Source organism: Methylobacterium sp. CM6246 (assembly GCF_054818005.1).
In genome coordinates, this window is record NZ_JBTXKY010000001.1 from 3332801 (window position 1) to 3345190 (window position 12390).

Annotated in this window: 9 protein-coding genes; 4 read left to right on the plus strand and 5 right to left on the minus strand. The window is 70.3% G+C overall.

The features are described from left to right. Positions 1 to 6: 6 nt before the first annotated feature. Positions 7 to 2886 carry a PAS domain-containing protein gene (locus tag ACYQPG_RS16410; protein ID WP_419828370.1) on the minus strand — a complete coding sequence of 960 codons (2880 nt, stop codon included), beginning with the start codon at positions 2884 to 2886 and terminating at the stop codon, positions 7 to 9. 164 nt (positions 2887 to 3050) lie between these two features. Next, positions 3051 to 3275, minus strand: a complete 225-nt coding sequence (locus ACYQPG_RS16415; RefSeq protein WP_147907269.1) for a hypothetical protein — start codon at positions 3273 to 3275, stop codon at positions 3051 to 3053. A 765-nt stretch (positions 3276 to 4040) separates the two neighbouring features. On the opposite strand from ACYQPG_RS16415, the gene ACYQPG_RS16420 reads away from it, so the two are divergent. Further along, on the plus strand, positions 4041 to 4268 hold the full coding sequence (locus ACYQPG_RS16420) for a DUF6894 family protein (RefSeq protein ID WP_306440292.1): 228 nt from the start codon (positions 4041 to 4043) through the stop codon (positions 4266 to 4268). A gap of 179 nt (positions 4269 to 4447) precedes the next feature. On the opposite strand, the gene ACYQPG_RS16425 is transcribed toward ACYQPG_RS16420, so the two are convergent. Together ACYQPG_RS16425 and ACYQPG_RS16430 are read right to left on the minus strand one after the other, a co-directional pair. Next, positions 4448 to 5311 (minus strand): SMP-30/gluconolactonase/LRE family protein, encoded by an 864-nt coding sequence (locus ACYQPG_RS16425; RefSeq protein ID WP_419828371.1) that lies wholly within the window; start codon positions 5309 to 5311, stop codon positions 4448 to 4450. 75 nt (positions 5312 to 5386) lie between these two features. Then, positions 5387 to 6703, minus strand: coding sequence for a sugar MFS transporter (locus tag ACYQPG_RS16430; protein ID WP_419828372.1), 1317 nt, complete (start codon positions 6701 to 6703; stop codon positions 5387 to 5389). A 158-nt stretch (positions 6704 to 6861) separates the two neighbouring features. On the opposite strand from ACYQPG_RS16430, the gene ACYQPG_RS16435 reads away from it, so the two are divergent. After that, positions 6862 to 8016 carry an aldose epimerase family protein gene (locus tag ACYQPG_RS16435; protein ID WP_419828373.1) on the plus strand — a complete coding sequence of 385 codons (1155 nt, stop codon included), beginning with the start codon at positions 6862 to 6864 and terminating at the stop codon, positions 8014 to 8016. After that, positions 8013 to 9812, plus strand: coding sequence for an IlvD/Edd family dehydratase (locus tag ACYQPG_RS16440; RefSeq protein WP_461231273.1), 1800 nt, complete (start codon positions 8013 to 8015; stop codon positions 9810 to 9812). Before ACYQPG_RS16435 ends, ACYQPG_RS16440 begins: the two co-directional genes overlap by 4 nt. Positions 9813 to 9851: 39 nt before the next feature. Here ACYQPG_RS16440 and ACYQPG_RS16445 read toward each other — a convergent pair whose 3' ends face one another. Continuing rightward, the gene (locus ACYQPG_RS16445; protein WP_147907274.1) at positions 9852 to 10592 is read right to left on the minus strand and encodes a FadR/GntR family transcriptional regulator; all 741 of its coding nucleotides are present in this window, start codon (positions 10590 to 10592) and stop codon (positions 9852 to 9854) included. 164 nt (positions 10593 to 10756) lie between these two features. Between ACYQPG_RS16445 and ACYQPG_RS16450 the strand changes: the two genes are divergently transcribed. Further along, positions 10757 to 12346 (plus strand): aldehyde dehydrogenase (NADP(+)), encoded by a 1590-nt coding sequence (locus ACYQPG_RS16450; RefSeq protein WP_419828374.1) that lies wholly within the window; start codon positions 10757 to 10759, stop codon positions 12344 to 12346. The last annotated feature ends 44 nt before the right edge of the window (positions 12347 to 12390 follow it).

Sequence of the window (12390 nt, forward strand, 5' to 3'; positions counted from 1 at the left end):
GGGCGGTCAGTCGAGACCCGCGATCATCGCGCGCACCCGGGCGGCCAGGGCCTCGACCGGGAACGGCTTGGTCATCATCCGCATGCCGGGTTCGAGGTGGCCGTTGCCGAAGGTCGCGTTCTCGGCGTAGCCGGTGATGAACAGCACCTTCAGGTCCGGCCGGTCCGGGCGGATGGCGTCGACCATCTGGCGGCCATTGAGGCCACCGGGCAATCCGACGTCGCTGATCAGCAGGTCGATCCGCCCCGGCGCGCGCAGCAGCGCGAGGCCCGCCTCGGCGTCCGCGGCCTGGAGTGCGGTGTAGCCGAGGTCGCCGAGAACCTCGGCGATCAGGTCGCGCACCACCGGGTCGTCCTCCACCACGAGCACCGTGTCGCCGCGCTCGGCCCGGTGCACCTCGATGAGACCGGACTCCGCCTCCTCGGGCGGCGCGGCGCCGCGGTGACGCGGGAGATAGAGCTTGACCGTCGTGCCGCGACCCGGCTCCGAGTAGATCCGGACATGTCCCTCGGACTGCTTGGCGAAGCCGTAGATCATCGAGAGGCCGAGGCCGGTGCCCTGGCCGAGGGGCTTGGTGGTGAAGAACGGGTCGAAGGCCCGGGCGGCGACCTCCGGGCTCATGCCGGTCCCGGTATCGCTGACGCTGAGGCAGACATACGCGCCCGCGTTCACGCCGGCGTGCCGGCGGGTGTAGGCGTGGTCGAGATGGGCGTTGGCGGTCTCGATCACGAGGCAGCCGCCCTCGGGCATCGCGTCCCGGGCGTTGATGGCGAGGTTGAGCAGCGCGTTCTCGAGCTGGTGCGGGTCGCAGAGGGTCAGCCACAGGCCACCGGCGGTGACGAGTTCGAGGTGGATCCGCTCGCCCAGGGTCCGCCGCAGCAGGTCCTCCATGCCGGTGACCAGCGGGTTGGCGGCGGTCGGCCGCGGCTCCAGCGGCTGGCGCCGGGCGAAGGCGAGGAGGCGGTGGGTCAGCGCCGCGGCGCGGTTGGCCGACGACAAGGCCGCGCGGGCGTAGCGCTCGATCGCGTCGGTGCGGCCCTGCTGGATGCGGGTCTGCATCAGGTCGAGGGAGCCGACGATGCCGGTCAGCAGGTTGTTGAAGTCGTGGGCGATGCCGCCGGTGAGCTGGCCGATCGCCTCCATCTTCTGCGCCTGGAGCAACTGCTCCTCGACCCGGCGCTGCTCGGTGAGGTCCCGCCCGACGATGTAGAACAGCCCGGTTCCCGGATCGGGCACCGCCGTCCACATCACCACCCGGCGCTCGCCCGCGCGGGTCAGGACGCGGTCGACGAAGCCCGCCACCGTCTCGCCGGCCGACAGGCGGCCCACCACCTCGGCGGTCTCGGCGTGGTCGCCCGGATCGACGACGTCCAGGAACGGCCGGCCGAGCAGTTCCGCCTCGCTCCAGCCGAGCATGTGCGTCCAGGCCGGATTGACGGTCTTGAGGAAGCCGTCGAGGCCCGCCGTGCCCATCAGGTCGTTGGTGGTCTCCCACAACCGGTCGCGTTCGCGGGTCCGCTGGGTGACCTCGGAGAGGAGGGTGGCCTCGACCCGCTTGCGGTCGGTGATGTCCTGCACGAACACGTGGAAGCCGTCGACCGCACCGTCGGCGCCGCGCCGGGGCAGGTAGCGGATCTCGGCGTCACGGTGGCGCCCGTCCTGGTGGGGCCAGGCGATCTCGAACCGGACGGCCTCGCCGGCGCGGGCGCGCTCGACATAGGCGCGCCGCAGCTCGAAGGCGGTCGGCCCGAGCAGCACCCGCACGTCCCGCCCCACGATCTCCGCGGCCGGGCGGAAGAACCAGTCCTGATACGCCGCATTGGCGAAGCGGTAGACGTAGTCCCAGTCGATGAAGGCGATGAGCACCGGCAACGCGTCGGTGATGAGGCGCAGCTCGCGCTGGTTGGCCTCCGCCCGCTGCTCGGCGGACTTGTGGTCGGTGATGTCGCGCACCGCCCCGACGAACCGGATCGGGCGCCCATCGGGGTCGCGCTCGAGCGCGCCGCGGCGGGCGATCCAGCGTTCCGCGCCGTCATCCGCCCGACGGATCCGATAGGCCACGTCGGCATCGGTCAGGCCGGCGCCCCGGTCCGCCCATTGCGCGACGCGTCCGGCATCCTCCGGGATGACGAGACGGACGACCGCGTCGATCGGCAACGTCTCCTGCTCGGCCAGGCCGTACAGGCGGAAGAAGTGCGGCGTGGCGTGGATGACGTTCCGGTCGAGGTCGATGGAGAACACCCCGACGCCGCCGGCCTCCTGGGCCCGGCGCAGGCGCGTCTCGGAGGTGCGGAGCGCCGCCTCGGCCCGGACCTGGGCACCGATCTCGGCGTTGACGCCGAACCAGCGCACCACCCGGCCGGTGGCGTCCCGCAGCGGCACGATCCGCGTCAGGAACGACCGGAACACGCCGTCGGCCCCGCGCAGGGGAAACACCATCTCGAACGGCTCGCCGGTGGCGATCGAGGCGGCCCAGACCGCCGTCACCCGGGGCAGCGCCTCCGGGTCGTGGACGCTCTGCCAGCCCCAGCCGGCCATGGCCGCCTGCGTGGTGCCGCAGTAATCGAGCCAGCGCCTGTTGTACCAGTAGAGATGGCCGTCGCCGCGGGCGAGCCAGCACAGGATCGGCAGGTGGTCGGCGAGCCGGTGGAACTCGGCATCGTCGATCCGCTCGGGATCGGGATCGGGCAGGAACGCGTCGACATGGGCTGACCTGTGCCAGTACGCGCGATCGAAGGCGGTCTCGTCCCGCGGCGCCTCTTCATGCTGCGGCACCTCGGCCCGGGTCTCCGCCCGGCTCGCGGCGAGGGCGGTGCGCAGGCGGGTGACTTCGTCCTCGAGGTCACGGGTGCGGCGCCGGAGAACGTCCGCCTCGTCCGCGCTCAAGGCACCGCTCACGGCGCGCGGACCGCGCGGCATCGGCCGGACACGGACGGCGCACCGGTAGGGATGAGATCGAAGGCTGTACGCCGGCTCATCTCGGCCTTGTTGCAGAACCGGCTGGCGCTCGCCAGCCCATCGGCCGGCCCGGACTTGAGAGGTGCGCGACGTTAATGCTCGCGGCTGCGGCCGCCGCCGGCCACGGGGCGCAGGTGCAGGAAGCTGCGCTCGCCGGTGGCCGCCTCGGCCACGTGCTGGATCGTGTCGAGCAAATCGGTCACCGCCTGCGGGGCAGCGGGACGGAACTGCGCCTTGGGCTCGACCCAGCGCTTCTGCGTGCGCCGCGCGGCGATCTGCGCCTCGCTCAGTGCATCGAAATCCCGGCGTCGAACCATGGCTGAGCCCTCCGTCCGGAACTCTGTCGGCGCATGGTTGACGAAGGGTTAACGCCCCGGAGCGGCGATGCCGTCGCGACGATCGCGCGCGGACGGTGAGCCTATGCGACGCGCTCGCTTGCGCCGAACCGGTATCCACGTCGGCGGCGCGCGCTCTAGGTCGGCGTCGGTCCGCGCGGACCGGTCCGATCCGTCAACGTCCGCACCAGCCTGAGCAGTACCGCGCGGATATGGGCGCGAAGGGGGGTGTTTTCCGCCATGGGTCGGTTACGGCGCTACGGGGCTGGAGGTTTCAGAAACCCGCCATTTCGAAGGGCGTTGCTACGTAAAAAGGCGGTCGTGCGCGGAGGCCGTCGCTGCACCCATCACCCAAGGGCGTATGGTCAAGCCGCCATCAGCGCGTCTAATCCTTGGGTATTGATGAAGCACTGATCTTTGAGAGAACGCTTCGGATATGCACCCGCACCCTCTCTTTCCTGTTTGAGCCGTCGCCCGTTCCCTTCACGGCAGGCGGCTCATCGGCGGTCGACATGGCTAAGCCCCAAGATCAGAAGCCCCGCCGCTTCGAGCCACCGGTGTGGGTGGGCGGGCTATCTCTCAGCTCTATAGTAGATCGATGCGCTCAAATACCGGACGCATTGTGGTAAACCGGTCCGATTCACGTTTTAGACAGATTAAGGTTTATCGCAGCCGGCGTTGGTCACGGTGGCCCATTAAACGACGTCGAGATAGTCCTGGCGTCCGCCACAGGGTTTGAGCAGGGGGATGTCGGTGCCCGAGCGCTTCTACTTCGATGTCGAGAACGACCGGGAGCGGATCCGGGACGAGGTGGGCGTCGAGGCCGAGAGCCTGGAGGAGGCCCTGGACGAGGCGCGCAGCGTGATCGGAGAGATGGCGGGATCCATCGGCACCGGCGCGTCCGGCGCGTCCTGGACCCTCGTCGTACGGGATGCGTCGGGCTCGGTGGTCGGCCGCCTACCGATCCGTGCGTGAGGCTGCCGCAATCAAAGAACCCGCCGCGGCACGGGCCGGGCGGGTTTGGAGGTGGTCTCGTCTCGGAGAATGCCGGACCGTAGACGCGCCACCCCGGCGCCGCATCCCCCATCCGGGGGAAGGAGCCACACGATTTAGCGACCCGTCGATCGCTTTCGCCCGGCCGAGGGATCGGGCGGTCAGCCCCCGAACGCCCGGGGCGGCAGGCCGGTTACGCCAACATCGAGTTCGAACAGCGCGCCTGCGGACGGCTCGTGCTCGACGCCCCGCGACGCCGACGTGACGAACAGCCGGTCGAGCCCGGGTCCCGCGAAGGCGCAACTCGTGATGTTCGTGGCCGGAAGCGCGATGGCCCGCAGGAGGCACCCCTCCGGATCCAGTCGGCTGATCCGGCCAGCCCCCCAGTGGGCGATCCAGATGCAGCCGTCCGCATCCGTGGTCATCCCGTCGGGCCAGCCCCAGGCCTCGGGGAAGCGCAGGAATTCCCGCTTCCCCGTCAAGGTCCCGTCGGCGGCGAGGTCGAAGGCGAAGACGGTCCGGGCTGCGCTGTCGCTGTGATAGAGGATCCGGCCGTCACGGCTGAAGGTCGGGCCGTTGGCGACGCCGTAGGCACCGTCCATCCGACGCCAGGTCAGGTCCGGGTCGAGCCGGTGCAGGGCGCCCGAGACCGCTGTCTCAGGCTGGTGCATGCTCCCGGCCCAGATCCGGCCGGCCGAGTCGACCTTGGCGTCGTTCAGGCGGTTGTCCGGACAGTCCGGCTCCGGATTGCCGATCGGCGTGACGTGGTCGGCCTCCAGGTCGAACAGCGCAAATCCGCTCTTCAGGCCGATCACGAAGTCGCGCCGGCCGGCGCGGGGGATGATCCAGCCGATCGGCTCGGGAAACGGGCGCGTGCCCGTCTCGTCGCTGGCGAGGTCGAGCCAGCGCAGGGCCGGCGCCTCGATGTCCACCCAGAACAGCCGCCCCCGCTCCGGCACCCAGACGGGTCCTTCGCCGAGCCGGTCGCGCTCGGGGCGGGTGACGATGCGGACCTGTGCCTCCATGGGATCGCCTTCTCGAGTCCGGCGGAGGACCGCAGCCCACCGCGTTACGCTGCACCGTCGGTGGTGACCGATATCTCAGGCGCGGTCGGAGGTGCCCAGGCCCGGCCGGCTGCCCCAAAGCGCGAAGAACAGGACGTAGAACTCGCAGGCGGCCGTGATGAGGAAGGAGTGCTGCAGGCCGAACCGGTCGGCGGCCCAGCCCTGCACCACCACCAGGGAGCCCCCTGCGATCGCCATGATCAGCAGGCCCGCCCCCTCCTCGGTCAGCGGGCCGAGGCCGCGGATGCCGAGGGTGAAGATCGTCGGGAACATGACCGCGTGGAACAGCCCCACGGAGATCAGCGCCCACATCGCCAGCGACCCCGTCGCAAAGGTCGCCACCAGCATCACGGTGAAGGCCGCCAGGGCGGCTCCGGCCAGGATGGTCTCGGCGGACCGCACCTGCATCAGGTAGCTGCCGAGGAAGCGGCCGATCATCATCCCACCCCAGAGCAGGAAGAGGTAATGCGAGGCCTGCGTGTGCGTGAGGTCGCCGATCTCGGGCTGCGAGACGAAGTTGATGAACAGGTTCGACACCCCGATCTCGGCGATCAGGTAGATGAAGATCGCCGGCACGCCGAACACGAGGTTGCGGTGGCGCCAGAGCGAGAGGCCGGCGCGTTCGGCCTTGGCGGCCCGCTTCGCGGAGTCGCCTGCGCCGCCGCCCATGGCGGGCAGCGGAAAGCGCGCGATCACCATGGCGAGCACGACGAGGATCGCCGCCACGATCAGGTAGGGGAGTTGCACCGACTGTGCGTCGGCCAGCCGCTCGGCCGCGGTCAGGGTGGTGCCGGCGGCGAGGTTGCCCGAGGCCGAGCGTCCGAGGATCAGGTAACCGCCGAAGAGCGGCGCCAGGGTCGTGCCGAGCGAGTTGAAGGCCTGGACGAGGTTGAGGCGCGCCGGGGCGGTCTCCGGCGGCCCGACCACCGCCACGTAGGGATTGGCCGCGACCTGGAGCAGGGTGATGCCGCTCGCGATGACGAACAGGGCGGTGAGCGTGATCGCATACGAGACCTGATGGGAGGCCAGGACCATGCCCAGCGTGCCCAGCGCCATGATGCAAAGTCCCACCACCAGGGCACGCTGGTAGCCGATGCGCGCGATCAGCTTCGCGGCCGGGATCGAGGCCACGAAATACGCGATGAACCACACCGACTCGATCAGCGTGGTCTGCGTGTAATCGAGGTCGAAGACGCTCCTGAGATGAGGTAGCAGGGTGTTGTTGATGACCGTAATGAAGCCCCACATGAAGAAGAGGCTCGCGAGCAGCGAGAGGGCCGGGCGGTAGCTGCCGCGGTCGGCCGACGCCGTTCCCGCCGCGGGCGCTCCGATGCTCGCGATCGGTCCTGCCATCAAACGTTTCCTCTCCCGGGAGCCGCTTTGCCGTGGCCCCATGTTGTGAAATTAATTTGTATGAGTATATAGCGGAGTTTAAGACGTCAACCGCGGCACGCGTGGAGCGCCGGCGTACGATCGGCAAGCGGGAGGCGGGCATCTTGCGGGGAGATCACATGCGTGGAGTCGGGGCTGTGGCGCTGGGCGCTTGCGCGGCGCTCCCTGTGGCGGCCCAGGCTGCCGAGCCGGTCCGGACAGTGTTCGGCACCCTGCCGGACGGCCGGACGGTCGAAGAGGTGACACTGACCAACGGCAGGGGCGTCACCGCCCGCGTGATCTCGTGGGGTGCCCTGCTGCGGACCCTCGAAGTCCCGGACCGCGCCGGAAAGTCCGCCGACATCGTCCTCGGCTACAACGATCTCACCAGCTACCTGGCCAAGCCCAACTATTTCGGAGCGAGCGTCGGGCGCTACGCCAACCGGATCCGCGGAGGCCGTTTCACCCTCGACGGCCGGACCTACGCGCTGGCGACCAATAACGGGCCCAACGCCCTCCACGGCGGCACGGCCGGGTTCAACAAGCAGCTCTGGACCATCACCGAGGTCAAGGGCGGGGCAGCGCCGTCGGTCAGCCTGCGCTACGTCAGCCCGGACGGCGAGGAAGGCTATCCCGGTACGCTCACCGTCACCGCAACCTACGCGCTCGACGACACCGACACGCTGTCCGTGACCTACCAGGCCACCACCGACAAGCCGACGATCGTCAACCTGACCAACCACAGCTTCTTCAACCTCGCCGGGGAGGGGTCCGGCCGCTCGATCCTAGGCAACGTCCTGACGATCCCGGCCGAGCGCTACACGCCCGTGGACGCGACGCTGATCCCCACGGGCGCGCATGTCCCGGTAGCGGGTACGCCGTTCGACTTCCGCACGCCGACGGTGATCGGCGATCGCATCCGCGACGGACGCGACATCCAGATCCTCCGTGGGCGCGGCTACGACCACAACTGGGTCGTGACCGACGCCCCCACGACCGAGCCGCATCTCGTGGCCCGGGTCGAGGACCCCGAATCCGGCCGGGTTCTGGACGTCGCCAGCAACCAGCCGGGCGTCCAATTCTACACGGGCAACTTCCTCGACGCGACCGCGGTGGGCAAGTCCGGCCTGGCCTACCGGCAGTCGGACGCCCTGGCGCTCGAGCCCGAACTCTTTCCCGACACCCCGAACCAACCGGCCTTCGGCTCGGCCCGCCTCGATCCGGGTTCGACCTACCGGAACGTGATCACCTATCGCTTCTCAACCAGTTCCGCACACCGGACCCATAAGAAATGACCGATCGCCCGAACACACGGCCCCTGCGCTCGCGCGCGTGGTTCGACAACCCCGACAACATCGACATGACCGCGCTCTACCTGGAGCGCTACCTGAACTTCGGCCTGAGCCTCGACGAGTTGCGCTCGGGCAAGCCGATCATCGGCATCGCCCAGACCGGCTCCGACCTGTCGCCGTGCAACCGGCACCATCTCGTCCTGGCGGAGCGCGTGCGTGAGGGCATCCGCGAGGCCGGTGGCATCGCGCTCGAATTCCCGGTCCATCCGATCCAGGAGACCGGCAAGCGGCCCACCGCCGGCCTCGACCGCAACCTCGCCTATCTCGGGCTGGTCGAGCTCTTGTACGGCTACCCCCTCGACGGGGTCGTGCTGACCACGGGCTGCGACAAGACCACGCCGGCCTGCCTGATGGCGGCCGCCACCGTGAACATCCCCGCCATCGCCCTGTCGGTGGGCCCGATGCTCAACGGATGGTACAAGGGCCAGCGCACCGGCTCGGGCACGATCGTGTGGCGCGCGCGCCAGATGCTGGCGGCGGGCGAGATCGACCACGACGGCTTCATCAAGCTGGTGACCTCGTCCGCGCCCTCCACGGGCTACTGCAACACCATGGGCACGGCGACGACGATGAACGCGCTCGCGGAGGCGCTCGGCATGATGCTGCCGGGCTCCGCGGCGATCCCGGCGCCCTACCGGGACCGGCAGGAGGTCGCCTACCTCACGGGCAAGCGCGTGGTCGAGATGGTCGCCGAGGACCTCAAGCCGACCGACATCCTGACCCGGGAGGCCTTCCTCAACGCGATCGTGCTCAATTCGGCGATCGGCGGCTCGACCAACGCCCCGATCCACCTGGCCGCGCTCGCCCGCCACGCCGGCGTCGAGCTCGACATCGCCGACTGGCAGACCCACGGCCTCGAGGTGCCGCTCCTGGTCAACCTGCAGCCGGCCGGCGAGTATCTCGGCGAGGATTACTACCGTGCGGGCGGTCTCCCGGCGGTGGCCGCGCAGCTGATGCAGCGCGGGCTGCTTTATGAGGATGCCCTGACGGTGAACGGGCGCACCATCGGCGACAATTGCCGCGGCGCGGTGATCGAGGACGAGGACGTGATCCGCCCGATCGACCGGCCGCTGAAGGAGGCCGCCGGCTTCCTGGTTCTGCGCGGCAACCTGTTCGACGCGGCGATCATGAAGACCAGCGTGATCGGCGATGAGTTCCGGGACCGCTACCTCTCGAACCCCGACGATCCGGAGGCCTTCGAGGGCCGCGCCGTCGTGTTCGACGGACCGGAGGATTACCACCACCGCATCGACGACCCGGCTCTGGCGATCGACGACAACAGCATCCTCATCATGCGGGGCGCCGGCCCGGTCGGTTATCCGGGCGCCGCCGAGGTGGTGAACATGCGCCCGCCCGCCTACCTGATCCGCTCGGGGGTGCACGCGCTGCCCTGCCTCGGCGACGGGCGCCAATCCGGCACCTCGGCTTCGCCCTCGATCCTCAACGCCTCGCCCGAGGCGGCGGTCGGCGGCGGGCTCGCCCTGCTGCGCACCGGCGACCGGGTGCGGATCGACCTGAAGCGCGGCACCGCCGACATGCTGCTCGACGCCGACGAGATCGAGCGGCGGCGCAAGGCCCTGGAGGATGCCGGGGGATACGCGTATCCGGCATCCCAGACCCCGTGGCAGGCAATCCAGCGGGCCGCCGTGGGGCAGATGCACACCGGCGCGATCCTGGAGGGGGCCGAGCACTTCCAGCGCATCGCCCAGACCAGCGGCCTGCCGCGCGACAACCACTGACACGGAACCCCGCGGCCGCCGCGACGGCGGCCGCGGGGTTCACGCCGTCAGGGACAGCTCGGTGTCGGTCAGGGCGAGGCGGACCAGTTCGGTCATCGCCGCCCGCGCCGCCTCGACGTCGCCGGCCACGATCGCCTCGTACAGGATCCGGTGATCCGGCATGGGGTCCCGGGGCAGGGCGCTGCGACGCTGCTTGAAGATCGTCGTCCAAGTTACTGCAGCGGCTATCGAACTCGACAGCGCCATCAAGGGTCCGTTGCGGGCCGCCTCCAAGATCGTGTTGTGGAACGCCTGGTCGGCGGCCCGCCCGAGCTCGGTGGCGAGGCCGTAGCGTCCCATCTCCTCCAGGGCGTGCCCCATCCGGGAGATGTCGAGGGCTGAACGCCGCTCGGCTGCCAGGGCCGCCGCCGCCGGCTCGACGATCATGCGCAGCTCGAACAGGTCCCGGATGAACGTTTCGCTCGGCTCGGCCTCGAACGCCCAGGCAAGGATGTCCGGGTCGAGGAGGTTCCAGCGGCTGCGCTGGGTCACGCGGGTACCGGTGCGCGGCCGGCTCTCCACCAGCCCCTTGGCGCTCAGGATGCGAATCGCCTCGCGATAGGCGGTGCGCGAGACCTTCAGCTGCTCCGAGAACTCGATCTCGCCGGGCAGCACGTCCCCGGGTGCGTACCGGCCGGCCAGGATCGCGATGCCCAGATCGCGCGCCACCGAACCGTGGATCCTGCGCGAGCCCGAGGCCAGCGGCAGCTTGATGTCCTCGTAGCCTGGATCCCCCCTCAACTGCCACCTCCAGTCCGAAGCCGCCAGGACGGGGCAGGATCGCCGTGATCGTACCCGGAAGTTGTAGGAGTGCAAGCGCCCGCACCCACAAGCACCATAGTGCTGCGACACTTGCAGCCACTGCACAACTGCTCTAAGTTATTTGTATGAGTAAAGAGCTGACGATGAACGCGGAACTTCGCGGCACGATCCTGATCGGCGCCGAGGATGCGACCACCACCGATACGTTCCGGGCTGCCGACGCTGCAAGCGGCGCGGCTCTGGAGCCCGCCTTTTCGGCCGCCGGCACGGCCGAGGTCGAGGCAGCCTGCGCGCTGGCGGATGCGGCGTTCCCGAGCTTTTCCGAATCGACCCCCGCGGTGCGTGCCGGCTTCCTGGACGCCGTGGCCGAGGCCGTGGGCGATCTCGGCGAAGCCCTGATCGCGCGGGCCATGGCCGAGACCGGTCTGCCGCGGGCGCGGCTCGAGGGCGAGCGTGCCCGCACCATCGGCCAGCTGCGCCTGTTCGCGAATGTCGTCCGCGCGGGCGACTGGGTCCAGGCCACGATCGATCCGGCCCAGCCGAAGCGCCTGCCCTTGCCGCGGCCCGACCTGCGCCGCCGTCACGTCGCCCTGGGACCGGTGGCGGTGTTCGGCGCCAGCAACTTCCCGCTCGCGTTCTCTGTGGCCGGGGGCGACACGGCCTCGGCCCTGGCGGCCGGCTGCCCGGTGGTGGTCAAGGGCCATCCGGCCCATCCCGGAACCGGCGAGCTGGTCGCCCGTGCGGTGCGTGCGGCAGTGGCCGCCAGCGACCTGCATCCGGGCGTGTTCTCCTATCTGCCGGGGCCCTCGAACGCCCTGGGGACGGCGCTGGTCGCCGATGCGCGCATCAAGGCGGTCGGCTTCACCGGTTCGCGTGGCGGCGGGCTCGCCCTGATGCGGGTGGCGGCGGGACGCCCCGAGCCGATCCCGGTCTATGCCGAGATGAGCGCGGTCAACCCGGTCCTGCTGCTGCCCGGCGCCCTGCGGGCACGGGGCGCGGCCCTGGCGGCCGGCTTCGTCCAGTCGGTGACCATGGGGGCCGGGCAGTTCTGCACCAATCCGGGCCTCCTGATCGGGATCGCGGGCTCCGACCTGGAGGCCTTCGCGGAGGCCGCCGCGACAGCGATTCGCGAGAGCGCGCCGCACGCGATGCTGACCGCCGACATCCGCGCTCGCTTCGAGCACGGCGTCGCCGAGATGGCGGGCCGCCCAGGGGTCACGGTGGCGGCGCGCGGCGCGAGCGCCGGGCCGGGCGGCGCACCCGCCGCCCTGCTGCGCACCGACGGGGCGCGGTTCCTGACGGATCCCAGCCTTGCCGACGAGATGTTCGGCCCCGCGGCGATCCTGGTGGCGGCCGCGGATCTCGAAGAGGTCCATCGCATCATCGCCGCGCTGCCGGGCCAGCTCACCGCGACGCTGCATCTCGATCGCGCGGACGAGCACATCGCCGCCGGCCTGGTCCCGGCGCTGGCCCGCAAGGTCGGCCGCATCCTGGCGAACGGCTGGCCCACCGGGGTCGAGGTCGCCCCCGCGATGGTCCATGGCGGCCCGTTCCCGGCCACCTCCGACGGGCGGACCACCTCGGTCGGCACCCTGGCCATCGAGCGCTTCCTGCGACCGGTCTGCTACCAGGACCTGCCCGACGCGCTGCTGCCGCAGCCCCTGCGTCCGGACAATCCCTGGCATCTGACCCGGAGGGTCGACGGCACCATCAGCTCGGCCTTCGAGCGCTGACAGCGGCACACTTCGATTTCGAGCCGGCGCGGTCAAGACTGGCC